Genomic DNA, 24,531 nt, shown 5'->3' with positions numbered 1-24,531 from the left:
GGCTACCCACTAGTCCCAGGGGCCACGCCGGGGACGTGGATCTCGACGCGAGCAATTCCGGTGTTCTGCGTAGACTGACGGGATGCTTCAACAGATCCGCGGTCCCGCTGATCTGCAGCACCTTTCGCAGTCACAACTGAGTGACTTGGCTCACGAGATCCGCGATTTCCTGATCCACAAGGTTGCTGCCACCGGTGGACATCTGGGCCCGAACCTCGGCGTCGTCGAGCTGACGTTGGCGTTGCATCGCGTCTTCGACTCGCCGCACGACCCGATCATCTTCGACACCGGCCATCAGGCCTACGTCCACAAGATGCTCACCGGTCGGTGCCCCGACTTCGACTCGCTGCGCAAGAAGGACGGCCTGTCGGGCTATCCGAGCCGCGCGGAGAGCGACCACGACTGGGTCGAGTCCAGCCACGCCTCGGCCGCGTTGTCCTATGCCGATGGCCTGGCCAAGGCCTTCGAGCTCAGCGGGCATCGCAACCGGCACGTGGTGGCCGTCGTCGGTGACGGCGCGCTGACCGGCGGCATGTGCTGGGAGGCGCTGAACAACATCGCCGCCGCCGAGCGGCCGGTGGTGATCGTGGTCAACGACAACGGCCGCAGCTACGCGCCGACCATCGGCGGCCTGGCCGACCACCTGGCGGCGCTGCGCCTGCAGCCCGGCTACGAGAAGCTGCTGGAGAAGGGCCGCGCCGCGGTGCGCGGCATGCCGATCATCGGCGAAATCTGCTACCAGTGCATGCACAGCGTCAAGGTCGGGCTCAAGGATGCGCTGCAGCCGCAGGCCATGTTCTCCGAGCTCGGACTGAAGTACGTGGGCCCCATCGACGGCCACGACGAACACGCCGTCGAGGCGGCTCTGCGGCACGCGCGCGGTTTCAACGCCCCGGTGATCGTGCACGTCGTCACCCGCAAGGGCATGGGCTTCGGGCCCGCCGAGGCCGACGAGGCCGAGCAGATGCACGCCTGCGGCGTCATCGACCCGATCACCGGGCTGGCCACCTCGGAGTCCGCGCCCGGCTGGACCGCGACCTTCTCCGACGAGCTGATCCGGCTGGCCCGCAAGCGCCGCGACATCGTGGCGATCACCGCGGCCATGCCCGGTCCCACCGGCCTGGCGGCCTTCGGCCAGCAGTACCCGGACCGGCTGTTCGACGTGGGCATCGCCGAACAGCACGCGATGACCTCGGCGGCGGGGCTGGCCATGGGCGGGATGCACCCGGTGGTGGCCATCTACTCGACCTTCCTGAACCGGGCCTTCGACCAGGTGATGATGGACGTCGCGCTGCACGACCTGCCGGTGACCATCGTGCTCGACCGCGCCGGGGTCACCGGGCCCGACGGTGCCAGCCACAACGGCATGTGGGACCTGTCGATCCTGGGCGTCGTGCCGGGCATGCGGGTGGCCGCACCGCGCGACGCCGCCACGCTGCGGGAGGAACTGGGCGAGGCGGTGGCCGTCAAGGACGGCCCGACCGCGCTGCGCTTCCCGAAGGGCGATGTCGGGGTCGACGTGCCGGCGCTACGGCGCCTCGACGGCATCGACGTGCTGGCCGAGCCCGCCGACGGTCTGGCCGCCGATGTGCTGTTGGTCGCGGTGGGGCCGATGGCGACCATGGCGCTGGCCACCGCGCAGCGGTTACACACCCAGGGCATCGGCGTCACTGTCGTGGATCCCCGCTGGGTGCTGCCCGTTCCGGAGGTTCTCGGCCGGCTGGCGCGCGAGCACAAACTGGTGGTGACCCTCGAGGACAACGGGGTCGCCGGCGGGGTCGGCTCGGCCGTGTCGGCCGCGCTGCGCGGCAACGAGATCGACGTGCCGTGCCGCGATGTCGGTGTGCCCCAGGAATTCCTGGAGCACGCGTCGCGCGGGCAGGTGTTCGACGAGATCGGCCTGACCGATCAGCACCTCTCCCGGCGCATCACCGGATGGGTTGCCGCACTGGGCAGCTCGGTCACCGAATCGGAAGTGAGCGGACATCTCGACTGAAACGCGTACCGCCCCCGCAATGTTCGTCACCCGGCTGCTGGGCGCGGTCTTACTCTGCGTGGCCGCGCTGGTGGTCACCCCCGCCGTCGCGGGTGCGGCCACCCCGAACTGGTCCGGGCTGGACGCGCGCCACTACGACGGCCCGATCCCGGCCCCCGGCGAGCTGATCCGGGCGGTCCCGCTGGATCCGGCCCTGTCGATCACCGGTGCGGGCTCGGCCTATCGCATCCTGTACTCGACCACTGATCAGCACGATCGCCCCGCCGTGGGGACCGCGGCGGTGTTCGTTCCCAAAGGTGTTGCCCCGCAGGGCGGCTGGCCGGTCATCGCGTGGGCCCACGGCACCGTCGGGCTCGGCGACGACTGCACGCCGTCGGCAAAGCCGCGCAGCGACCGCGACGACGAATACCTCTCGCACTGGCTGGACCAGGGCTACGTGGTGGTTGGCGCGGACTACGCGGGCCTGGGCACGCCCGGCCTGATGAGCTACCTCAACGGCATCACCACCGCGCACGGCATCGTCGACTCCGTGCTGGCCGCCCACCACCTGGACCTGCCGCTGTCCCCGCGCTGGGCCGTCGTCGGCCAGTCGCAGGGCGGGGGAGCCGCCATCGACACCGCCCGCTGGGCCACCGAGTTCAGCGTGGGTTCCGGACTGGACTACCGCGGTGTCGTCGCCACCGGCACGCCCGCCAACGTGGTGAGCCTGGTGCAGCGGGCCGGGCCGGACATGCAGGTGCCGGACCTGGCGCCGATCGCCAACGCCTACACCGCCTACATCGTGGCGGCGCTGCGCGAGGCCGGCCCCGAACTCGACCTGGACGCGGTGCTGACACCGGCCGGCCGGGCCGCGGCCGATCAGGCCGAGACCCTGTGCACCCACGACCTGGCCGACGCGCTGGCCGACATGACCATCCCCGGTTTCTTCACCGCCCCGGTGGCCTCGATCCCCGGGTTCGACGCGTTCGTGCAGCGCTACATGGGCACCCCGCAGGACGGGTTCGACCGGCCGATCTTCCTCGGCGTCGGCCTCCAGGACCGCGATGTGCCGCCGGAGTTGACGCTGAAGTTCCACGACACGCTGGTGGCCAACGGCCAGGACGTGACGCTGAAGGTGTACCCCGACGACGATCACAGCAGCGCGGTGCTCGCGTCGATGGCCGACTCGACTCCGTGGCTGCGCGGCCAGTTCGCCGACTAGTCGGGATCGGCGCCGGGGTCCGGCGCGGCCGTCAACGCCGCGGTCAGCACCGGCACCACCAACTCGCGTTGCCAGCGCCGCGCCCCGCCGGCGCGCAGGAACTCCTCGATAGCCGACGCGGGATCCTCGGTCGCGGCCCAGTCCCAGCACAACCGACGCACCAGGTCGGGTGACGCCAGATTTTCGGCGGGCACGTTGACCCGCTCGGACAGCGCGGCCAACCCCGCGCGGGCGGCTTCGAGCCGAGCGGCGGCCTCGGGCTTGCGCTTGCTCCACCGCACCGCCGGCGGCGGGCCGTTCTGCGGCTCGTTGCGTTGCGGCGGATCGGCGGTGGTGCGCCCGGCCTCCAGGGCGTCGAGCCAGGTCTGGGCGCTGCGGCGCTGCTTGGGTCCGCCGAACACCGGCAGCGCGACCAGTTCCTCGACGGTCTTCGGGTCGGCCAGGGCGGCCTCCACGATCGCCGAATCGGGCAGCACGCGGCCCGGTGCGATGTCGCGGCGGCGGGCGATGTGGTCGCGCACCTGCCACAGCTCGCGGACCTCGGCGAGTGCACGCGGGGTGCGCACCTTGTGGATGCCCGAGGTGCGACGCCAGCGGTCGCGCCGGGTGGGTGCGGCCTCGTAGGTCCGCAGATGCTCGAATTCCTCTGCGGCCCAACCGGTCTTGTTCTGGGCCTCCAGCTCGGCGGCAATGGCGACGCGCAGTTCGAGCAGCACCTCGACGTCCAGGGCGGCGTAGTTGAGCCACGCGTCGGGCAGCGGCCGCTTGGACCAGTCGGCCGCGCCGTGGCCCTTGGCCAGCCCGAGACCGAGCAGGCGCTGCACCATGGTCGCCAGGTTCACCTTGTCGAAGCCGGCCAGCCGTCCGGCCAGCTCGGTGTCGTACAGCGCGGGCGGGCGGATGCCCAGCTCGGCCAGGCACGGCAGGTCCTGATCGGCGGCGTGCAGGATCCACTCGTCCTCGTCGAGCACCTCGGCGACCGGCCGCAGCGTCGCCAGCGGGTCGCGGCCGTGGCTGACCGGGTCGATCAGCACCGTGCCGGCGCCGGCCCGGCGGATCTGGATCAGGTAGGCGCGGTTGGAGTACCGGAAACCGGAGGCGCGCTCGGCGTCGACCGCGAACGGGCCGTGCCCGCTGCCCAGGAACTCGGCGGCCTCGGCGATCTCGTTGGCGTACACCGACACCGGCGGCACGCCGTCGGCCGGAGCGGTCAGTGGAACGGGCGCCTCGGCCTCCTCGGCCGGCTCCGTCGGTTCGGGTTCACTCATCTCAGGCGCGCGACCGTGACCCCAGGTCGGTGACCCCCGCCGGGGGCAGCCCGGCCGCGTGCTCGAGCACCTCGCAGAACGCCCGGACGTGGGTGCCCAGATCCGGGGTGATCGCCGTCCACGACGCCCGCAGCTCCAACTGGTGGGCGCGCGGCGGCCCGGAGATGTCCCCGTAGCGCACCGAGGTCGTCGACGTGACGGTGCCCCCCAGCGCGGTCACGTGTTCGGCGCGCGAATCCAGGGCGTCGACCAGCCAACTCCACGCCACCTCGGGCAGCAGCGGATCGATCGCCTCGCTGGAATCCAGGTCGGCCTGGATGTAGGCGACCAGGCGCATGGTGCCGGACCAGGCCTCCGAGCCGTCCGGGTCGTGCAGCAGGATCAGCCGGCCGAACGCGTCGCCGTCGGACTGCTCGGGCACCACGGCGGGCTCGGGTTGTTTCACCTCGGCGCCCACGGCATAGCTGTACGGCGCCAGCCGCTGCGGAGGGCGGATGGGGCCGAGCTCGATCTCCGGGCGGACGGCGACATCGCTCATCGCCGCAACCGCCGCGCGGAATTCTGCCGGGTCGCCGGACGTCACGGCGATTCACGGTAGCCCTGTTGGCCCTGCTACGCGCGCAGGCGCGCCGTTTTCATGTCGACCGCGTCGAGAGGTTTTGGTGGGTTCTCGTCCCGATGGCAGCATGAGGACCGATGAACAACCGCCGTGAACTACCCAACTCGCCGTATCTGGCCGCCGTCAGCGGCAGGACTCCCAGCCACCTGCCGGTTTGGTTCATGCGGCAGGCGGGCCGGTCGCTGCCGGAATACCGCGAACTGCGTGCTCAGCACAAGATGCTGGACTCCTGCTTCAACGCGGACCTGGTCACCGAGATCACCCTGCAGCCGGTCCGGCGCCACCGCGTCGACGCGGCCATCCTGTTCTCCGACATCGTCGTCCCGCTGCGCGCGGCCGGGATCGATCTGGACATCGTGCCCGACGTCGGTCCGGTGATCGCCAGCCCCATCCGCACGCTGGCCGATGTGTCGGCGGTCAAGCCGCTCGAGCCCCATCAGGTGGCGCCGGTCACCGACGCGGTCAAGAACCTGGTGCGCGACCTCGGCGAGGTGCCGCTGATCGGGTTCGCCGGTGCCCCGTTCACGCTGGCGTCCTATCTGATCGAGGGCGGTCCGAGCCGCAACCACGAGCACACCAAGGCGATGATGCTCGGCGCGCCCGAGGCCTGGGCCGCACTGATGACCGCGCTGACCGACGTCACCGTCGAGTTCCTGCGGCTGCAGGTCGAGGCCGGCGTCGACGCGATCCAGATGTTCGACTCCTGGGCCGGGGCGCTGTCGCTGGCCGACTACCGCGCCCACGTGCTGCCCTACAGCGCGCAGGTGTTCGCCCGGATGGCCGATGCGGGCGTGCCGATGACGCATTTCGGCATCGGCACCGCCGAACTGCTGGGCGCGATGTCCGAGGCGCTGGGTTCGGGGCCGAGTCGGATGGTCGGCGTGGACTGGCGCACCTCGCTGGTCGACGCCGCCGGCCGGGTGGGTCCGGATCGGGCATTGCAGGGCAACCTGGACCCGGCGGTGTTGATGGCCGGCTGGGAAGCCGTCGAGCGACGTGCCCGCGAGGTGGTCGCCGACGGCCGCGCCGCGGTCGCCGCCGGCGTGACCGGCCATGTGTTCAACCTCGGCCACGGGGTGCTGCCCACCACCGACCCCGGTGTACTCACCGACCTGGTGGCCCTGGTGCATTCCTTGTGATGAGGCAACCGTGACCGCGGCGTTCTGCATCGTCGGCGGCGGCATCTCCGGACTGGTCGCCGCCTACCGGTTGCGGCGGCTGGTGGGCCCGGACGCCTCGATCACGGTTTTCGATCCCGCCGACCGACTCGGCGGGATCCTGCGCACCGAACGCGTCGCCGGCCAACCGCTGGACGTGGGCGCCGAGGCGTTCGTGGTGCGCCGCCCCGAAGTGCCCGAGCTGCTGGCCGAATTGGGTTTGGCGGCAAGTCAATTGGGCACCACCGGGGTGCGTCCGCTGCTGTACTGCGGGGCGCGGCTGCATTCGCTGCCCGCCGAGACCGTCAACGGCATCCCGAGTTCGGCGGCCTCGATGCGGGGTCTGGTCGACGACGACGTGTTGGACCGGATGGCCGCCGAACCGGCCCGGCCGCTGCGCTGGCTGCGCGGCGGGGACCCGTCGGTCGCCGAGATCGTCGGCGACCGGTTCGGCAACCAGGTCGTGGCCCGCGCCGTCGACCCGATGCTGGCCGGGGTGTACGCCGGCTCGGCGGCCACCATCGGCATGCGCGCGGCGGTGCCCACCGTGGCCGCGGCCCTGGACCGGGGCGCGCCCAGCCTCACCGACGCCGTGCGCGCCGCGCTGCCGCCGGCCACCGGTGCGCCGGTATTCGGCGCGATCGACGGCGGCTACGAGGTGCTGCTGCGGGCGCTCGTCGAGCAGAGCGCGCTGCGCTGGGTGCAGACGACGGTCGCGGCGGTGACCCCCGACGGTCGGGGCTGGGATGTGCGCGACGACGAGGGCGCCCACCACCGGGCCGACGCGGTCATCCTGGCGCTGCCGGCGCCGCGGTTCGCGCCGCTGATGACGCAGATCGCCCCGCGCAGCGCCGCCGCGGCGGCCCGCGTGAGCACGGCCTCCTCGGCGGTGGTGGCCCTGGCGGTGCCGGGCGGCACGCCGCTGCCGCAGCGCTCGGGGGTGCTGGTGGCCTCCGGGGAGCGGTTGCACGCCAAGGCCCTGACGCTGTCGAGCCGCAAGTGGGGCCGCGTGGGCAACGCCGAACTGCTGCGGCTGTCGTTCGGGCGCCACGGCGACTCGATCGCGCGCAACGCCTCCGACGACGACCTGCTGGCCTGGTCGCTGCAGGACCTGCGCACGGTGTTCGACATCGAGGTCGACCCGGTCGAGGTCCGGGTGCAGCGCTGGCTGGACGCGATGCCGCAGTACGGCCCCGGCCACGCCGAGGTCACCGCCGAGATCCGCGCGGGGCTGCCGCCCGGGCTGGCGGTGGCCGGCAACTACCTCGACGGCATCGGGGTGCCGGCCTGTGTGGCCGCGGCCACCCGCGCCGCGGCCGAGGTGGCCGGGTGGGTGTCGCGTTAGGCGCAGTGGCACCATGGAGCCATGGCCAAGCTGGATTACGACGCGCTGAATTCCATGACGAGATACATGATGATCTCGGTGTTCGCCGCCCAGGCGGAGGCGTTGGAGCAGGATCGTTCCGGCGTCATCTCCGAGACCACGACGTTCCTCAAACAGCAGGAGGACAACGGCGTCGTCGTCCGGGGCCTCTACGACGTGGCCGGCTTCCGCGCCGACGCGGACTTCATGATCTGGACGCACTCCGAGCGCGTCGAATCCCTGCAGGCCACCTACCGCGACTTCCGGCGCACCACGCTGGGCCGGGCCAGCGACCCGGTGTGGAGCGTGGTCGCCCTGCACCGTCCCGCCGAGTTCAACAAGAGCCACGTCCCGGCGTTCGTCGCGGGTGAGGATCCCGGCGACTACGTCTGCGTCTACCCGTTCGTGCGCTCGCTGGAGTGGTACCTGCTGCCCGACGACGAGCGCCGCAAGATGCTCGTCGAACACGGCATGGAGGGCCGCGAATACCCCGACGTGCGGGCCAACACGGTGCCGGCGTTCGCGCTCGGCGACTATGAGTGGGTGCTGGCGTTCGAGGGCCCGGATCTGGCCCGCATCGTCGAGTTGATGTGGAAGCTGCGCTACACCGACGCGCGCCGGCACGTCCGGGAGGAGACCCCGTTCTACACCGGGCCCCGGGTCAGCGCCGAGCAGTTGATCACCGCGCTGCCGTAGCGCGTCAGACCTTCTTGGGGACCAGCGTCAGCGAGATCGAGTTGATGCAGTAGCGCTGATCGGTCGGCGTCGGGTAGCCCTCGCCGGTGAACACGTGGCCGAGGTGGCTGTGGCAGCTCGCGCACAGCACCTCCACGCGCCGCATGCCGTGCGAATCGTCGGGCCGCAGGATCACCGCGTCGGACTGCGACGGGTCGAAGAACGACGGCCACCCGCAGTGCGAATCGAATTTCTCTGTGCTGCGGAACAATTCGGCGTCGCACGCGCGGCAGTTGTAGACACCCTCGGTGTGGGTGTCGACGTATTCGCCGACGCCGGGGCGTTCGGTGCCGGCCTGGCGCAGCACCGCGAACTCCTCGGGGGTCAACTTCTGGCGCCACTCGTCGTCGGAGAGCGCGACCTTGGCAGGGGGAAGCTCCGTGGGCTGACGGCTCATCATGTGTCCACGCTAGCGCGCGGCCGGTCCGCCGTCATCCAAGGCGGATCAATGCCCTGCTCGAGGCGTCCTTCGGCCTTGGCGTCGAGGTAGCGGAAGTACAGCACGCAGAACACCACGACCAGCAGCAGCGACCAGCCGTAGGTGATCTTCATGTACTCCAGGAACCGGCCCGTGGTCGGCCAGTGCCACAGCAGGTAGCGGTCCATCGTCAGGAAGCCGTAGATGGCCAACCAGGCCGGCCAGTTGCGCAGCACCGAGTTGCGCAGCACCACCGTCATGAGGAACGGGAACAGCATCATCGAGTAGTAGGCCTGTCCCAATGACAGCACCAGGAACGACGCGGTGAGCAAGACCCCGGACGAGGTCAGCGCCCAGAACAGCGGATCCCGGGTGCGGTAGTACCGGTACAGCAGCACCAGGCTGCCGATCGCCAACAGCAGGAACAGGATTCGCAGCGCGAGGATCAGCCAGGTCGGCAGCCCGTAGTAGATGCCGTTGCCCAGGATCGAGGAGTTGAAGTAGTCGCGGGTGCCCAGGATGTAGGGCACGGTGCGGTGGAGGAAGTTCATCGGGTCGGCCACCAGCGGCCAGGCCGCGGCGTTGAACACCAGTGGCACGCCGAACGCGCCGACCAGCGGCCGCCACTGCCGGTTGAGCACGGGCAGCAGCAGCAGCGGCGCCAGCGACGGCTTGACCACCAGGGTCAGACCGATCGCGACGCCGGACAGCCATTCGCGGCTGCGGCGGCCGTCGAGCAGCCACAGGAAGAACAGCACCTCGGCCAGCAGGATGAAACCGTTGATGTTGGTGAACACCAGCGTGCTGGTCACCGACTCGGTGACGAACATCGCCAGCAGCAGCGCGGGGGCGGCCACCGAGGTCACCGGCAGCTTGAACAGCCGCAGCAGGAAGTACGCGGCCAGCACGATCGCCACGGTGCTCAGCGCGATGAACCAGTAGCGGGACGCGTCGACCGGCAGATACCCGAACGGGGCCAGCAGCAGCGTGCCGCCCGGCGGGTACAGATAGTGCGGGTCGACGAAGTCGAAGTTGCCGGTGTAGACCGGCTGGCCCAGCTTGAAGTTGATCACCGCGGTGTACACCGGGCCGAAGTCGTCGGTGATGTAGCCGTTGGTGGCCAGCACGTAGCTGCGATGGAAGATCGACAGGATCGCGATCGGCCACAGGATCGAGCGCAACACCGCGGCGGTGCCCGGCGCGCTGGTGCGCGGGCGGAAGGCGCCGAGCAGGGCGTTGCGCGGGCCTGGCTGGGTCGAATCAGGTGCCGTCACGCACCGCAACCTACACCGGCGCGCAGCGGCGACGTATCAGGCGGGGCAGTACGTGTCCGTCGACGGCGCCTCACCGCTGGCCAGATAGCCGAGCAGCGCCGGCATGGCGCAGGGGGAGTAGACGCTGGCGCCGTGACCGATGCCCTGCCACATCACCCGTTTGCTGCTGGCGCCCGCGTTGATCAGGGTCGCGGCGGTGGCCGCCACCCCCTCGGTGCCGACGATCGGATCGTTCTGCACTCCCAGCAGCAGCACGTCCATGTCGAGGTTCTCCGGCTCCTTCGGCGCCTTGCCGCTGGGCCAGTTCAGGCACTTCACCAGGTCCAGCGCACCCACCGCGCCGAACTGCGGATAGACCTTGGGCCAGGCGACGACGAGTTCGCGGACCCGGTCGGGGGTGGGCCGGTTCAGCGCGTCGCTGCAGCGGTTGATGAACTGCCCGTCGCTCTGGCGGATCGCCTGCGCGCGGTTGATCAGTTCCAGGACGGGCCCGTCGTCGCCGGCGCGCGCCGCGGCCAGGATGTCGGCCAGTGAGTTGGTCGCGGCCACCCGGTCCCCGTCGGGGAAGCCCAGCGCCGTCACGATCCCGGTGGTCAGGGCCGCGACCGAGGCACCGCCGGGCCCACGGCCGTTGCGCGCGGCGTCGAGCAGCGCGTCGACGGCGGCCTTGGGGTCCGGACCCAGGGCGCAGCCCGCCGCCGCGCACTGGGCGGCGAACGCGTCCAGGGCGGCCTGCTGGCCCTTGACCCGCTGGTCGGCGGCGGCCTCGGAGCTGATGCCCAGCGGCATTGGCGAATCGAGGATCAGCCGGGAGACCTTGTCGGGGTGCGAACCGGCGTAGGCCAGCGCGATCTGCGCGCCGTTGCCGATCCCGACCAGCGCCAGCGCGGGCACGTCCCACAGGTTGCGCAGCCGTTCGAGGTCCTCGGCGGCGTGCGCGTTGTCGTAGGCCGAGTCGCCGGGGGCGATGATGTCGGTGCAACTGGTGGTCGCGGTCATGGTGATCGCGCCCAGGTTGGCCACCGGGTCGTCGCCGGGTTCGAACTGCGTCTGGTCGTGCATCTCCTGCCGGTCGAACAGATCCCGGCAGTCCACCGGGCTCGAGCGGCCCATCCCGCGGCGGTCGACGGCGACGATCGGATTGGTGTCCAGGATGTCGGCGCCGGCGCGGGACAGCCAGTCGGGCAGCTGCCGGGAGGTGGGGATGTCGGTGCCGGTGGTGAAGACCAGGGGCCCGGCGTCGGCCGGGGTGGCGGCGGACTGGGCGCGCACCACTCCGATGGTCAACGTGCCGCTGGCGCCGCTGATCGGGTCGAGGTCGGCGTCGTAGGTGGCGCAGTCCAGCGTCACCCCGGGCGGGGCGGGCACGCCCGCGTCCTCGAACACCCGCGTCGTGCACTCCTGCCAGGCCATGTCGGTCTGCGGGGCGGCGATCGGCGGCGGACCGGCGGGCTCCTCGGTGGTGGCGTCGGGGTCGCTGACGTTGCGATCCCGTTCGGTGGCGTAGCGGGGATCGGTGCCGATCAGCGGTGCGCAACCCGCCACGAGCGCGGTCACCGCGACAACGATCATCGCGAACGGGGCCTGCCGGATCATGCCGCCAAGCGTAGCGAGGGGTGCGGCGGTCACTGGTTGCGCACGTAGCGGGTGTAGAGATAGCCGGCGTCGTCGGCGAGCAGATGCGCGCGTCGCAACGCGGTGTGGGCCTGCCCCGGACCGGCCGCGATGCGCGGTGCCTGCCCGCCCAGCAATGTCGGTGCCAGCGACAGGCACAGCTCGTCGAGCAGGCCCGCGTCGATGAAGCTGCCGTGCAGGCGGGGGCCGCCCTCGGTGAGCACCCGCAGCAGCCCGCGCCCGGCCAGCGTCGTCAGCATCGTCGGAATGTCCACGGCGCCCGCATCTTTGGCCGAGCAGTCGATCACCTCGGCCGCGGCGCCCAGGCGCGCGCGGGTGGCCTCGAGCGCGACCGTCGCGGTCAGCACCAGCGGGGTGACCTCGGTGTCGGTGAACACCCGCATATCGCGGTCCAGGTCGCCGGAGCGGGTGACGATGGCGATCGGCGGGACCTCCGCCTGTCCGCGGGCCTGCCGGGTCTGGCGCGCCGCGGCCGAGAGCTTGGCCCCGCCGTAGTTCTCCACCCGCACGGTGCCGGCGCCGACCACCACGACGTCGGCGAGTTCACGCATCAGCGCGAACAGCGCGCGATCACCGGGGCTGCCGAGCCCACCGGACTTGCCGTCGGCGCTGGCCCCGCCGTCGATGCTGGTGATGAAGTTGGACCGCACCCAGCAGCGAGTCAGCCGATCCGGGTAGGAGTAGAGGTCGCAAAGCCGTTGCTCGTCGACGAGCCCGGTCCCGCCCAAGAGTGTGAGTTGTGTCCCAGCGACAGGTTCGGGCATGAAGACGATTGCAGCACGTGGCTACAGTTCTGGCCATGGTCGCCCCCCATCTCGTGGACCGGCATCCGACGGTGTCGCCGGAACGGTTGATTGCCCAACTGGTTCCGCCGCCGACGTTTGTCGATGTCAGCTTCGGCAGTTATCGGCCCGATCCCGCGGAGCCGTCGCAGGCCGAGGCCGTCATCGCCTGCGGGCACTTCTGCGAGCAGGCGCTGACCCGGCGGGCCGGTAAGAAGAAGCTGTTCGGCAAGCGGGAGGTGCTGCCGGGGGTGGGCGTGTACCTCGACGGCGGTTTCGGCGTCGGCAAGACGCACCTGTTGGCCTCGACGTACTTCACGTTGGCGGCCTCGGAGTTCGGCGACGACGGCAACAAGGCCGCGTTCGCGACGTTCGGCGAGCTGACCCAGCTGGCCGGGGTGTTCGGCTTCACCGAATGCATCGAGTTGCTCGCCGACTACGTGGTGGTCTGCATCGACGAGTTCGAACTCGACGACCCGGGTAACACCACGCTGGTGTCGCGGATGCTCTCGCAACTGGTCGAGCGCGGCGTGTCGATCGCCGCGACGTCGAACACGCTGCCCGAGCAACTCGGCGAGGGTCGCTTTGCCGCCCAGGACTTCCTGCGCGAGATCAACACGCTGTCGCAGATCTTCACCACGGTGCGCATCGAGGGGCCCGACTACCGGCACCGCGGCCTGCCGCCGGCGCCCGAGCCGCTGACCGACGAGCAGGTGGCCGAGCGGGCCGGGCGCGTCGAGGGCGCCACGCTGGACGACTTCGACGCGCTGTGCGCGCATCTGGCGACCATGCATCCGTCGCGCTATCTGACCCTGATCGAGGGGGTGCAGGCGGTGTACCTGACCGGGGTGCACGCGCTCGACGATCAGAACGTCGCGCTGCGGCTGGTGTCGCTGACCGACCGGCTCTACGACGCCGGCGTGCCGGTGGTGGCCTCGGGCGCGAAGCTGGACACCATCTTCAGCGAGGAGATGCTGACCGGCGGGTACCGCAAGAAGTACCTGCGTGCGACGTCGCGGCTGCTGGCGCTGACCGCGGCCGGAATGGAGCTCGGCTAGTCAGGGTTTCTGGTCCTGCATCTCGTCGAGGCGGCGGTGTCATCCGCCGTGACGGCGAGTCGCGGATGAATCCGCTGTGTCGCGCACCATGACTTCGCGCACCATCACGTAGTCGTGCTCGAGCCGCGAACCCAGCATGAACGTCTTGGTCCCGCTGATGGTGAACCCGTGCTTGGCGTAATACCGTTGGGCCCGTTGGTTTTCCTGGTTGACGCCCAGCCACACGCTGCGGGCACCCAGCCGCGCCGCGTGCGCGAGGGCCGCGGTCATCAGCGCCGCGGACACCGTGCCGCCGTGCGCCCGGGGCAGGACGTACATCTTCGACAGCTCGACGGCCGGCCGCTCGGTGACGGCGCGCTGCACGTCGGGATCGTCGGACACGCCGCGAATCAGCATGGCGTAACCCAGGATCGGGCCGTCGGCGGCGCGGGCGAGCAACACCGCGCGCTCGGGGTCGGCGACGTAGTCGGCGAAGCGCTGCGCGGACAGCTGCGTGGCGACGAACTCCGCGATGTCGTCGGCACCCGCACCCGGCGGGCAGGCCAGCGGAAAGGTCTGGGCCGCAACGTCGGCCAGCTCGGTCAGTTCCTCGGCGGCGCCGGTGGCCGCGACGACGCGAGGGCTCAGACGTTCCACTGGGCCAGGCGGATACCGCTGGTCTTGTCGGTGATCACCACGTTGGAGACCAGGTCCCGGTAGCAGTCCCAATAGACGAAGCCCGCCACGGTCGAACCCTGCGGCGCGTTGTTCAGGGTGTTCTTCAACGCCTCGGGGCCGTCGCTGTTGCGCGGTTGGTAGGCGTCGCCGGTGGGGGTCACCCCGTTGAAGACCAGCGAGGTCGCCAGCGCGTACGGGTTGGGCACCTGCACGGCCTGCACCACCACCTCGGCCTTCCACACCTGATGGCGCGGCGGGCGGGGCGGGTAGCCGAAGCCCGGCGGGATCTCCGAGGGCACGATGCTGCGGACGGTGACGTCGGCGATCATGTCGCCGTTCTGCACCCGCAGCGTCTCGCCGAGGCGCCCGATGGGGATGTCGGCCGCGGCCGCCGTCGGCAGCAGCGGTGCGGACACCCCGCCCAGCACGGCGACCGAGAGCGTTGCCAGGACGGTGATAAACCAACGGCGCATCCACGCATGATGGCATATCGGCAGGCGGCGATCGCGGGTTGTCCGAAAGCCCGGGCTCAGGCCTCCGGTGGCGTCAGGGCCGCCAGCGCCGCGGCGAGATCGGCCTCGAAGGCTTCCTTGTCGACGCCGATCCGGCGCAGCGGACCGGGCTCGGCGCCGTCGTGCTCGTACTCCAGCAGCGCCAACACCATGTGCTCGGTGCCGATGTAGTTGTGCCCGAGGCGCAGCGCCTCGCGGAACGTGAGTTCCAGCGCCTTCTTGGCGGCTCCGCTGAACGGGATCAGCTCGGGTGGTTCGGCGTTGCCCGGCGCGACGTGCGCTTGCCGGCGCAACTCGTCGAGGTCGATTCCCTGGCGCTGCAGGATTGTCAGGGCCAGGCCGGTGGGGTCGTCGAGCAGGCCGAGGATCAGGTGGTTGGGGCTGATCTCGTCGTGGCGGCCGGCGCGGGCGGCGCTTTGGGCGGCGACGACGGCGGTGCGGGCGCGCGGGGTGAAGCGGGCGAAGCCCTCGTTGGGGTCCATCGTGTCGGCCTTGGGGACAAAGCGCTTCTGGGCGGCCTGCTTCGTGACGCCCATGCACTTGCCGATCTGGGTCCAGGAGGCGCCCGAGCGGCGCGCCTGATCGACGAAGTGTCCGATCAGGTGGTCGGCCACCTCGTCGAGATGCTCGGCGGCCAAGACGGCGTCGGTGAGCTGGTCGAGCGAGTCGGAGTGCACGGACTTGATCGCCTGGATGAGGGTGTCGAGGCTGACGGGCTGAGGAGGAGTCATGCGTCAACCCTAGGCTGACGATGGCGAATCGACAACCTTGGGTTGACGGGGCCGCTCGCTTAAGATCCGGCGTTGTGGCCGATGACCTTCCCGCCGCGCTGGCCGACGAAGTCTCGGTGGCGCTGACCTCGCTGGTGCGGTTGACGTTGCCGCCCGAGCGCTGGCCCGCGGTGGCCGAGGTGGTGCACCGCATGGACGACGCGGTGTGGCTGGGCGAGGAGGCGGCGCTGCGCACCGAGCTGAAGAAGCTGCGTGCGGCCGTCATCGGGACCACGCCGCGGCCCCGTCCCGGCGAAGGCAGCGCGCCGGTGGTCAACCCGCTGTCCTACCGGACCACCGACTACCTGGGGCGCACGCCCGTCCGATGGATCTCCATCATCATGGTCACCGGGGCCGCCGTCCTGGCCACGCTGCTGATCCTGCTGATGGTGGTGCTGGCGTTCGGCGAGCGTGACAGCGCACCGCCCGCGGCGCCGACCACCACGGTCACGGCGCCGGAACCCGTCGAGGTGCCCGAACCGGCTCAGCAGCCCGACGATTCCGGCGGCGGTGCATCCGTGGCCAGCGTCGGCCTGTTGGCCTTGGCCGGGATCGGCGGGTTCGTGTTCGTCATCTGGCGCCGCCGCGCCCGCGCCCGCAGGGGCGCGGCGCAACCGGAGGCGCCCGAAGAGGAGATGACGATGTATCTGCCGCATCCCACCGACCGGGTGCCGGTGCCGACGGAGGTGCGCGAGTCAGTGCAGCGGTTGGTCGACGAACTCGAGCGGCGCCGCGACGAGCCTTAGATGATGCGTCTTTAGATGCCGACCGGGGCCGGGGGCGGCGGGGGCAGCATCGGGTCTGCCGGCGGCAGCGGCGGGGCGGGCGGCGGCGGGAGCATCGCGTCGGCCGGAATGATCTCGGGGCCCGGGGGCGGCAACGGCGCGGGGGCCGGCGGCGGGGGAGGCGGCGGCAACATGGTGTTGGCCTCGACGATCACCGGCGCGGGCGGGGGCGGCAGCATCGGGTCCGCGGGAGCCGGCTCGGCACCGGCCATTTCCTCCGCCGGCAGATACATGTGCTTGGTGAACTGCGACTGATAGGCGCCGCCGCCACCGATCTTGACGCCGCCGCCCTCACCGCTGGAGACCGGGGTGCCGTCCGGCAGCGTGACGGCGGTGTGGCCGCCGTTCCAGCCGATCACCAGAGCGTTGGGGGCGGTGCCGTGCTTGAAGCCACGGGCGAGCAGGGCGCGCTCCTGATTGCCGGTGTGGAACCGGTCCCCGTAGATGGGGCGGCCGGAGGCGGCGTTGGCGACCCAGGAGGCCAGGCCCGAGCAATCGGTGCCGTTGGGCGAATCCCCACCGGGCACGTAGGGCGTGCCCGACACCTGGTTGACGAGCGTCAACAACGTGGCTAAAGCAAACATGCGGCGGGACGTTAACAACAAGTTTTCCGGGCCCGCAAAATTTGCGGCGTCGATTACTCTTCGCGGGAATTGTGACGCGCATTACCAAATCTCGAACGGGCTTGAATGCAATTGTCGGCCCGGAGTGCGCGGATTATGGCGATGAAAATACCAGTTCAACGGCGGTTTGGGAAGTCGCATCGGGTTGTGCTGACGTCCGCTGCGGCAGGTCTCCCCAGATTAGGGCTTCGCGACCTGACATGTTTGCTGTAGTTGCAGAACTGTTACCTATGCCATAGTTTCGGGCGATTTTCGCATTCGGTTCGTGAATGTTCTGTTGCCGTTCCGAGTTCAACCCAAACAGCCAACTTCGACGTCCTCGGGTGCGCCCAACTCCTAGGCTTCGCCCCATGGCGATCGACCGCGCAGCACTCGTCGTCGGGGCCCTGCGGCTGGCCTCGGGGGCGTCGTTCCTGGTGGACCCCCTGCGGGCGAACCGGCTGTGGGGCGAATCCGAGGATCCCGGCCCGTCGGCGCGGCTGCTGCTGCGGTCCATGGGCTACCGCGACGCGCTCATCGGCGGGCTGTTGGCCGGCGCGGCGCTGCGGGGCCGCGACACCCGCGGCTGGTTTCTGGCCTCCGGCGGCGCTGACGCGTCGGACTTGTTGGGCGGCTGGAGCGTGCACGGCGATCTGAAGCGCGGTCAGCAGGTCATGGGCCTCGGCGGTGCCGTCGTCGGGATCGGCGTGGGGCTGTGGGGCGCGACGCGACGTCGCGCTGCCCCGAAAGTGATTGACCGCCAAGGGCTATCGGACTAACGTGGCTCTCTTCGCCGTTGGCGCGGAGTTGTCCTCAGGGGGTCCACGTGTCGGCTCAGCATCCTTCGCGGTCGTGGCGCGGCTGCGCGATGTGTAAACCGCACAAGCGGCGCGGCGCCGGTCGCGCCACCAAAGAACCCGTCGCCGTCGTGCGCAAGCTCGGCAAGCGGCGCCGGTTGAACCGGCGCGACCTGGGGGAGTAGCTCAGAACCAGGTCTTGGCCAGCAGCTCGAGTGACCGGTCGCGCACCGCGGGGTCGAACGCGTAGGTGACGGTGATCAGTTCGTCGGCGCCGGTGCGTTCGACGAACTCGTCGAGCTGCGCCTTGGCGGTCTGCGGGCTGCCCACCGCGGTGAACTCGAGCATCGGGTTGGTGCCGCCGCCCTGGGCGGCCAGCGTCTCCGGGTCCACCGGCGGCTGGATCTTGCGGCGCCGGTTGCGCTGGATGTCGAGGAACATCCGCTGCACCACGGTGAATTCGCGTCGGGCTTCTTCGTCGGTGTCGGCGACCATCACGTTGATCCCGGCCATCACATAGGGCTGGTCGATCTGAGCGGTCGGCGCCTCGGTGGAGAACATCTCGCGGTAGGTGCGGATCGCCGCGTCGAGTTGATCGGGCGCGAAGTGCGAGGCGACCGAGAACGGCAGGCCCAGCTGTGCGGCGATCGCGGCGCCGTTGACGGTGGAGCCCAGCACCCAGATGGGGACCTCGGTGCCGGCCGACACGGCCGAGACGATCGGCGCGCTGTGCGCGGTGCCGTCCGCGCTGAACCAGCCTTGGAGGTCATAGATGCTCTGGGCGAACGCCTGGGGTTCGGCCGAGGAGCGGCTGAGCGCTTGCGCCGTCATCATGTCGGTGCCCGGGGCGCGGCCCAGGCCCAGGTCGATCCGGTTGCCGTGGATGTTGGCCAGGGTGCCGTACTGTTCGGCCACCGTCAGCGGCGCGTGGTTGGGCAGCATCACGCCCCCGGAGCCCACCCGAATGCGCTCGGTGACCGAGGCGGCCTGCGAGATCAGCAGTGCGGTGGCGCTGGCCGCGAGGTTCGGGGTGTTGTGGTGCTCGGCGAACCACAGGCGCCGGTAGCCCAGTTGGTCGGCCAGGCGGGCCGATTCCATCGAGGCGGCGATCGCGTCGCGGGCGGTGGCGCCCTCGGCGATGGCGACCAGGTCGAGAATGCTCAGTGGCACAGACAAATCAGCCGGTTTCCTTACTCACGCGGAAGTGGTTGCACTTCTTGGTGATAACGAAACCGGCTGCTACTTCGTTCCTTCTTCTATGCCGAAGGCGAATTCTGCGCGCTGCGCTCCTGCGTCTCGCGCAGCCACAGCAGGTGATCCTCGGCGTCGGCGACGGCGCGATCGACGTCGGTCAGGCTGGTCAGCCCGGTGATGAATTCCTCGCCGTCGGCGGTGAACAGCACCCAGCCGTCCGGGCGCGGCTTGCCGTCGCGGGTGGCGCCGGTGGTCGCCGTCGAGCGGTACGCCAGGATCGGATCGCCGGCGGCATTGAAGGGCGCCGCCTCGTGCTCGGGGGCGTAGTCCACCTGGATGGTGGGGTGCGGATCGTTGCTCAAGAGGACTCCATAGATGTTGTCCCCGCATTGAAACACCGCGGGCGGCGATCCGGCGGTGTCCCTTTTTGGCGGTCCAGCGGTGTGACGTGGGCCGGTCGACGATGAGGCGGGTTGGCAACGGGCCGGGAGAACACGGATGAAGTGCGTAAACAAATCTTGGGTAGTCCGGCGGAAACCCTCCACGTGGTCGCTTCCGAGGGCCCAATCTAGCGGGGGTGTTGTTCATCACGTCAGCTAAAGCGCGACATAGCGGTCTGCCTTCACAGACGTAGAAACGATCCCGCTGCGGGGAGTCTTTAGAATGCTTCGTCGCTGGCCGAGCGCCGGCGATCTAGGTCTCTGACCGAGTCGGACGCGTCAGGGCGTGCTTGATGCTGCTCAGCGGGTGCCGGTGCTCTGACCTGGCTCTGGCAATCAGTTCTCCGAACACATGAAGTTGCTCCCGTCATATACCGAGCTCACCGCTGAGTCGATAAGGCCGACGGCTTCTTTCTCGCCGATCCCGTACTGGTCTTGGAGTTGCTTGGCCAGTCTGTAGAAGGCATCGCCGGTCGGTCGGGCATCGGTACCTTCCACGAGGCGGCAGGCCGACCCTGGCTCAGGGCCTTGACCCGGTATGGCACTGGCTATGGGAGGGACACCAAATAGGAAGCCGGCTGCCGTGGCGGCGATGACCAATGACTTGGCGTTCATGTCCGTGTCCATTCCTTCGTCCTGGCTAGGGCTGCTGCTGGGCTATGTGGACACCTGTGCCGTCCATGATTTCGACCCAGTTGATTTCCTCTGCCCACACCTCCCTGGCCGAGCCGATGAATCGGGCGATGTGCGTAGCAGCGTTTTCTCCGAGCTGCTTGTCGAAGGGATCGGAGCGGTCGACCTGAAGGGTGACCCGCAGGATGCCGTTGCTGAAGTCGAAGTTGTTGACGTAGGGCTGCCAGCAGCGCGCTGGGTCCAGGGTTGCATCGGCCAGGCAACGCTCTGCATATGACGACCACGGGCCCTCGAACATCAGCGACGTCTTCATGTACTGTTCGGCAACTTCGGCGATCTGCCCATCCCTAAGTGCATCTTCGGCGACCTGCTCATCTGTCGGAGTTACGCGATCCGGTGCAGGTGGTGGAACGACGTCCTCGGTCGGTACCGAGGTGGTGGCCTCGTCTGCCTTCGATTCGTCGCTGCTGTCCTCTCCAGTGGCCAAAGCGACCACGATGAGCAACGCCAAAATGATGCCGATGCCGATCAGGATCTTCTTGTTGAGACCGCGACGCCGCTGCTCCTGTGGTGTCGTCGTGCCGTTCTCAGCCATCGCCCCCTCCACGTTGTGTCCTCTTCCGGCGGACCATAGTTGATTGGTCCGACACTTCCGTGGGGATCGGGGAAGTCCCCAACTAGGCGTGGCTGGCTGGCAGCAACATGGGTTAGATGAGTGCGACGATTACGTAGTTGCAGGAGTCCGAAGGCTCTTTGATCGCTGAATTCTCACCAAGGTCGGCAATCCGCGCCCAAATTGTTCGGATTTGTCGAACTGCCGATTCTGACTTTTTAACGAATTTGCACACAGGCTGCATAAATGCTGGTGCGCGATACTGGGATTGAACCTGTATCTTTGCGTTCTCCCCGCTAGTCTGTTGACCAGCTTCAACAAGCGGTTTACCTGCTGATATGCGACACAGTACCCACAGGAAACGCAGGAATCAAGTATCTTTTTCGGCATCTGATGTCTATTGTTATTGCCCATATATTGCCCAAACGGGGGAGAGCTAGTGGCACGGCAGAGGCGTAGTTTCGGGCGCATCCGACAGAGGTCCTCCGGTCGCTGGCAGGCCGCTTACACCGCCCCAGACGGCAAGACGTACTCGGCGCCAAGCACGTTCGCCGCCAAGGTCGACGCCGAAGCATGGCTGACCGACCGCCGCCGCGACATCGACCGCGAACTCTGGTCACCCCCGGCCGACACCGAGCAACGCAAGAAAGCGGCAACCCGTAAGAAAGCCGCCGCCCTCAAGTTCGAGGACTACGCCGCCAAATGGGTCAACACCCGCATGGTCCGCGGACAACCGCTCAAGCCCCGCACAAAAGACCACTACACCAAGCTCCTCTCCCAGCACATCAACCCGACGTTCGGAGCCAAGCCGGTCGCCAGCATCACCCGAGAATCCGTTGAACGCTGGTACCGCAAGCTCGACCCTGACACCCCCACCGTCCGAGCGCACGCCTACTCACTGTTGAAGTCGATCCTCGGGACCGCCATCACCGACGACAAGCTCCTCGACGCCAACCCCTGCCAGATCCGGGGAGCGGGTTCAACCGAACGCCGAATCAAGCCGCGCCCCCTGGACCACAACGAGCTCGCCGCGCTCGTCGCCGCGATGCCCGAAGATCTACGAGCCATGACCCTCCTGGCCTCGTGGGGTGCGCTCCGGTTCGGTGAACTCGTCGCGCTGCGCCGCTGCGACATCACCGGAGATGTGGTGATGGTCCGCCGCGGCGCGGTACGCCTCAAAGGCGAATGGATAGAAGCCGACCCCAAATCCAGCGCAGGCCGGCGAGACGTGGTCCTGCCCTCCAACATCCTCCCGGCATTGCAACACCATCTCGACACGTTCGTCGACCCGGACAAAGACGCGCTGCTATTCCCCGCCCGCGGAGGCGGCTACCTCCAGCCATCCACCTTGTACCGACATTTCTATAAGGCCCGCGCCGCCGCCAAGCGTCCCGACCTACGGTGGCACGACCTCCGACACTCCGGTGCAGTCCTGGCCGCCCAAACCGGCGCCACGCTCGCGGAACTCATGGCTAGGTTGGGGCACTCGACACCACAAGCTGCGCTGCGTTATCAACATCAAGCCCAGGGCCGAGACCGGATAATCGCACAGCGCATGGCCGCCGCACTGAGCAACCTGGCCGCCGACACGCCCGAAACGGACCCGGGCGAAAACTCTTAGAATTTCTCGGCTCTGCGGGCGCCGTTTCGGAACTCCCGCTGTCGCACACTGCCTCTGACCTGCGATTTCAATGCTTGATTGTTGGATGCAACGGGATACAGTTCGTATCCAAATCGAGAACAACTTAGAACAACCTAGGACAACCTAGGACAACCTCGACATATCGCTGCCTGTGGACTGAAACATTAAGAACCGCAGCATATTCCACAAGTTATCCACATTCGGTAGTCGACCAGGTTCGCGTGCAACATCTACCGTCACTTTCATGACGAACCCGACAGTTGCGGAATCGCTGCTAACGCTCCAGCAGGCCGCCGCCTACCTCAATGTCACCGACCGCACCGTGCGCAATTACGTTGCGCGGGGACTCATTCCAGCCCAACGCGTAGGGCCGAAGCTCCTACGTATCCGCCAGAGCGACCTCGACACATTCACAGGCTCCTAGGCATATCCACCGGCTGCACGACCGGAAGGGAACTTCAAACTTGTTGCCTACAAAAGAAAACCGCCCCGCGGGCAACGGGGCGGAATCCAGAACAGCGGGATGCACTCAGTATATCTACGGACTCAGACAACGCCGCGCCGCGACGTACCGGCTGCCCGTCCTTGACTGCGGATGCCGAGACCCCTGGACCTGCCACTGCGCTACCCCCGAGCTGACGGCCGACTCAGCGGTCGCTGCCGCCGACCACCTGCGCCGCCACGGCCTTTCGCCGCTGTTCAGCGTAAGTCAAGGCCGCGCACTGTGGCGCGGGGGTCACCGCGACATCGCCACCCTGTGCGTTCAGCAGGTGAGCGCATGACCCGTCCGATCACAAACACCCCCGAGCAAGTGGTGGAGGACATCGCGGGCTGGATCGAGAACTATGTCGACATCCTCGATTGCGCCACGGGAGCCGATCTCACCCCTGTACTCACCGCAACCAAGCGACTGGCCGCCAAGGTAAGCGCAGCCATCGAACCGGCACTACTCGATGGACTGCTGAACGCCGCCGACCTCGATGCCATGACGTTCGATCCGCTCACAGAGCATGTTCCCGGCCTCATAGTCGAGGGCTTCACTCTGTTTGTCGGACCGCCCAAGGTCGGAAAATCATGGCTCTCTGGTGACATCGCCTGCGGATGCGCCAGCGGTGGCCGGGTATTGGCAGCGATACCGGTATCCGCACGCCCCGTCCTCCTCATCTCGCTCGAGGACAGCAAGCGCCGCCTGCAATCCCGCTTGAAGAAGATCATGCGCGGCGAGCCGCTGCCCAGGAACCTCGACGTACTGACCGAGGTGCATCCCAAGATCCTCTTGGCGGCCATCACGGAGTGGCTACAGCGGCACCAGGATTCGGCGCCACTGGTCATCCTCGACACCCTCGGCAAAGCCCGCCAGCAGTCCGCATCCAACGCCAACCAGTACCAGGAGGACTACGGGTTCGCCGGCACTATCAAAGAGGTCATCGACCAGGTGCCCGGAGCCGCGCTCATCGCAGTGCACCACACCCGGAAGCAAGCGGCCGAAGACTTCCTCGACACCGTCTCCGGCACTCAGGGCATCGCCGGGGCTGCCGACTCGGTTCTCGTCCTTTCACGCAAACGCAAGAGCGACGAGGGCGTCCTGTCGGTTACCGGCCGCGACATCGAGGAGAACGAGTACGGGGTCAAGACCGAAGGCGGACTGTGGTCCCTCGACGGCCAAGACATCCTCGACGCCGCCGCCACCATCGACACACGACGTGAACGTGCCGCTGAAAACAAGTTGGGCGACCGCAAGCTCGAAGCGGTCAAGTTCGTCAACAGTCGAGAGTCGACCACGCCAGCGGAGCTGGCCGCTCACCTCGGCATCGACAACAGGATCGCCGGAACGCGGCTCGGCGAACTCTTCAAGGACGGCCATATCGCCAAGCCTGCTCAAGGTCGCTATGCCCCACTACCCCGTGAAAGTCGTGAAAGCCGTGAAACGGCAGGTCAAGGGAATGTCACCCCATCTGCGGTTTCACGCGATTCACGGGATTCACGGCCAAATGTGACACCTCTGTTCGCAACCAACCAAGAAGAAGGAGATCCAGCATGACCAACAACGAGATCCCATCCGAGGCCATCATCGTCGGGGACGACGGCCTACCTATCGGGCACGTCAACTTCGACCAACTCACCAGCGACGCCACCCTGCTGATGTACGCCATGGCAGCCACCGCGGGAGACGACGACGCCACCGACGAGGTAGCCATCAAATGGTCCGGCACCCACGACCCGGACTACTTCGGATACCTCGCCGCCAGCGCGCTATCCCTGATGACCCGATGCATCCTGGCGCCCACTCTCGACGCCGCCGCTGCGGCCGGAGTCGACCTGCGGCCCGGCCTCAAACGTGCCAGTGCTGACGCCCACCGCAACCTCGGAGGTAAGTGAC

26 protein-coding genes are annotated in these 24,531 nt (G+C 68.6%); 12 read left to right on the top strand and 14 right to left on the bottom strand.

Annotation, left to right across the window (positions count from 1 at the left end):
• Positions 1-82 precede the first annotated feature (82 nt).
• Complete coding sequence (gene dxs, locus EL338_RS14135) at positions 83-1,996, top strand: 1-deoxy-D-xylulose-5-phosphate synthase (RefSeq protein WP_126334326.1); 1,914 nt, start codon at positions 83-85, stop codon at positions 1,994-1,996.
• 19 nt (positions 1,997-2,015) lie between these two features.
• Positions 2,016-3,197, top strand: a complete 1,182-nt coding sequence (locus EL338_RS14130) for an alpha/beta hydrolase family protein (RefSeq protein ID WP_179967205.1) — start codon at positions 2,016-2,018, stop codon at positions 3,195-3,197.
• On the opposite strand, the gene EL338_RS14125 is transcribed toward EL338_RS14130, so the two are convergent.
• Both EL338_RS14125 and EL338_RS14120 read right to left on the bottom strand, forming a co-directional pair.
• Positions 3,194-4,465, bottom strand: coding sequence for an HRDC domain-containing protein (locus tag EL338_RS14125; RefSeq protein WP_126334325.1), 1,272 nt, complete (start codon positions 4,463-4,465; stop codon positions 3,194-3,196). The genes EL338_RS14130 and EL338_RS14125 overlap by 4 nt on opposite strands.
• A gap of 1 nt (position 4,466) precedes the next feature.
• Positions 4,467-5,003: a DUF3000 domain-containing protein gene (locus tag EL338_RS14120; RefSeq protein WP_235666524.1), complete on the bottom strand. Its 537-nt coding sequence runs from the start codon at positions 5,001-5,003 to the stop codon at positions 4,467-4,469.
• A gap of 158 nt (positions 5,004-5,161) precedes the next feature.
• Between EL338_RS14120 and hemE the strand changes: the two genes are divergently transcribed.
• From hemE to hemQ, 3 genes are read left to right on the top strand one after another with little or no spacing between them, the layout of a single operon-like run.
• Entirely contained in the window at positions 5,162-6,223 is a 1,062-nt protein-coding gene (gene hemE, locus EL338_RS14115; protein ID WP_126334323.1) for a uroporphyrinogen decarboxylase, read from the top strand.
• Positions 6,224-6,233: 10 nt separating this feature from the next.
• Entirely contained in the window at positions 6,234-7,586 is a 1,353-nt protein-coding gene (locus EL338_RS14110) for a protoporphyrinogen oxidase (protein ID WP_126334322.1), read from the top strand.
• 21 nt (positions 7,587-7,607) lie between these two features.
• A complete protein-coding gene (gene hemQ / locus EL338_RS14105) occupies positions 7,608-8,300 on the top strand; it encodes a hydrogen peroxide-dependent heme synthase (protein ID WP_126334321.1) in 693 nt (230 codons plus the stop codon).
• A gap of 4 nt (positions 8,301-8,304) precedes the next feature.
• Here hemQ and msrB read toward each other — a convergent pair whose 3' ends face one another.
• The 4 genes from msrB to EL338_RS14085 are packed head-to-tail and all read right to left on the bottom strand — an operon-like array spanning position 8,305 to position 12,430.
• Positions 8,305-8,739: a peptide-methionine (R)-S-oxide reductase MsrB gene (msrB, locus tag EL338_RS14100; protein ID WP_126334320.1), complete on the bottom strand. Its 435-nt coding sequence runs from the start codon at positions 8,737-8,739 to the stop codon at positions 8,305-8,307.
• On the bottom strand, positions 8,736-10,031 hold the full coding sequence (gene aftC / locus EL338_RS14095) for an arabinofuranan 3-O-arabinosyltransferase (RefSeq protein ID WP_126334319.1): 1,296 nt from the start codon (positions 10,029-10,031) through the stop codon (positions 8,736-8,738). The genes msrB and aftC overlap by 4 nt, the downstream gene beginning before the upstream one ends.
• A 36-nt stretch (positions 10,032-10,067) precedes the next feature.
• Entirely contained in the window at positions 10,068-11,627 is a 1,560-nt protein-coding gene (locus tag EL338_RS14090) for an alpha/beta hydrolase (RefSeq protein WP_163792165.1), read from the bottom strand.
• A gap of 29 nt (positions 11,628-11,656) precedes the next feature.
• The gene (locus tag EL338_RS14085) at positions 11,657-12,430 is read right to left on the bottom strand and encodes a pyrimidine reductase family protein (protein ID WP_126334318.1); all 774 of its coding nucleotides are present in this window, start codon (positions 12,428-12,430) and stop codon (positions 11,657-11,659) included.
• A gap of 35 nt (positions 12,431-12,465) precedes the next feature.
• Here EL338_RS14085 and zapE point away from each other — a divergent pair, with 35 nt between their 5' ends.
• Positions 12,466-13,506, top strand: a complete 1,041-nt coding sequence (zapE, locus tag EL338_RS14080; protein ID WP_126334317.1) for a cell division protein ZapE — start codon at positions 12,466-12,468, stop codon at positions 13,504-13,506.
• A gap of 39 nt (positions 13,507-13,545) precedes the next feature.
• Here the strand turns inward: zapE and EL338_RS26570 are convergent, their stop codons facing one another.
• The 3 genes from EL338_RS26570 to EL338_RS14070 are packed head-to-tail and all read right to left on the bottom strand — an operon-like array spanning position 13,546 to position 15,406.
• Positions 13,546-14,142 (bottom strand): GNAT family N-acetyltransferase, encoded by a 597-nt coding sequence (locus EL338_RS26570; protein WP_235666147.1) that lies wholly within the window; start codon positions 14,140-14,142, stop codon positions 13,546-13,548.
• Positions 14,130-14,636, bottom strand: a complete 507-nt coding sequence (locus EL338_RS26565) for a DUF1942 domain-containing protein (RefSeq protein WP_235666146.1) — start codon at positions 14,634-14,636, stop codon at positions 14,130-14,132. The genes EL338_RS26570 and EL338_RS26565 overlap by 13 nt, the downstream gene beginning before the upstream one ends.
• 56 nt (positions 14,637-14,692) lie before the next feature.
• Positions 14,693-15,406, bottom strand: coding sequence for a Clp protease N-terminal domain-containing protein (locus EL338_RS14070; protein ID WP_126334315.1), 714 nt, complete (start codon positions 15,404-15,406; stop codon positions 14,693-14,695).
• A 74-nt stretch (positions 15,407-15,480) separates the two neighbouring features.
• Here EL338_RS14070 and EL338_RS14065 point away from each other — a divergent pair, with 74 nt between their 5' ends.
• Positions 15,481-16,191, top strand: coding sequence for a hypothetical protein (locus EL338_RS14065; protein ID WP_126334314.1), 711 nt, complete (start codon positions 15,481-15,483; stop codon positions 16,189-16,191).
• 11 nt (positions 16,192-16,202) lie between these two features.
• On the opposite strand, the gene EL338_RS14060 is transcribed toward EL338_RS14065, so the two are convergent.
• A complete protein-coding gene (locus EL338_RS14060; protein WP_126334313.1) occupies positions 16,203-16,814 on the bottom strand; it encodes a peptidoglycan endopeptidase in 612 nt (203 codons plus the stop codon).
• Positions 16,815-17,203: 389 nt separating this feature from the next.
• Between EL338_RS14060 and EL338_RS14055 the strand changes: the two genes are divergently transcribed.
• A complete protein-coding gene (locus EL338_RS14055; protein WP_126334312.1) occupies positions 17,204-17,611 on the top strand; it encodes a DUF4267 domain-containing protein in 408 nt (135 codons plus the stop codon).
• Between the two features lie 204 nt (positions 17,612-17,815).
• Here the strand turns inward: EL338_RS14055 and EL338_RS14050 are convergent, their stop codons facing one another.
• The 4 genes from EL338_RS14050 to EL338_RS14035 all read right to left on the bottom strand — a co-directional run bounded on the left by EL338_RS14050 (position 17,816) and on the right by EL338_RS14035 (position 20,491).
• Positions 17,816-18,805, bottom strand: a complete 990-nt coding sequence (locus EL338_RS14050) for an LLM class flavin-dependent oxidoreductase (RefSeq protein ID WP_126334311.1) — start codon at positions 18,803-18,805, stop codon at positions 17,816-17,818.
• Between the two features lie 80 nt (positions 18,806-18,885).
• Positions 18,886-19,185 carry a hypothetical protein gene (locus EL338_RS14045; protein ID WP_126334310.1) on the bottom strand — a complete coding sequence of 100 codons (300 nt, stop codon included), beginning with the start codon at positions 19,183-19,185 and terminating at the stop codon, positions 18,886-18,888.
• 414 nt (positions 19,186-19,599) lie between these two features.
• Positions 19,600-19,890, bottom strand: coding sequence for a hypothetical protein (locus EL338_RS14040; protein ID WP_126334309.1), 291 nt, complete (start codon positions 19,888-19,890; stop codon positions 19,600-19,602).
• A 13-nt stretch (positions 19,891-19,903) separates the two neighbouring features.
• Positions 19,904-20,491, bottom strand: coding sequence for a hypothetical protein (locus tag EL338_RS14035; protein ID WP_126334308.1), 588 nt, complete (start codon positions 20,489-20,491; stop codon positions 19,904-19,906).
• Between the two features lie 457 nt (positions 20,492-20,948).
• On the opposite strand from EL338_RS14035, the gene EL338_RS14030 reads away from it, so the two are divergent.
• The 4 genes from EL338_RS14030 (at position 20,949) to EL338_RS14010 (ending at position 24,530) form a co-directional block, all read left to right on the top strand.
• Complete coding sequence (locus tag EL338_RS14030) at positions 20,949-22,130, top strand: tyrosine-type recombinase/integrase (protein ID WP_126334307.1); 1,182 nt, start codon at positions 20,949-20,951, stop codon at positions 22,128-22,130.
• A gap of 265 nt (positions 22,131-22,395) precedes the next feature.
• Entirely contained in the window at positions 22,396-22,575 is a 180-nt protein-coding gene (locus EL338_RS14025; RefSeq protein WP_126334306.1) for a helix-turn-helix domain-containing protein, read from the top strand.
• Positions 22,576-22,929: 354 nt separating this feature from the next.
• Positions 22,930-24,192 carry an AAA family ATPase gene (locus EL338_RS14015; RefSeq protein ID WP_126334305.1) on the top strand — a complete coding sequence of 421 codons (1,263 nt, stop codon included), beginning with the start codon at positions 22,930-22,932 and terminating at the stop codon, positions 24,190-24,192.
• Complete coding sequence (locus EL338_RS14010) at positions 24,189-24,530, top strand: hypothetical protein (RefSeq protein WP_126334304.1); 342 nt, start codon at positions 24,189-24,191, stop codon at positions 24,528-24,530. The genes EL338_RS14015 and EL338_RS14010 overlap by 4 nt, the downstream gene beginning before the upstream one ends.
• The last annotated feature ends 1 nt before the right edge of the window (position 24,531 follow it).

The sequence above is a fragment of the Mycolicibacterium chitae genome (assembly GCF_900637205.1).
Taxonomy (GTDB): Bacteria; Actinomycetota; Actinomycetes; order Mycobacteriales; family Mycobacteriaceae; genus Mycobacterium; species Mycobacterium chitae.
The sequence above is the reverse complement of the archived record's forward strand: the minus strand, read 5'-3'. Positions and strand labels throughout refer to the sequence as shown.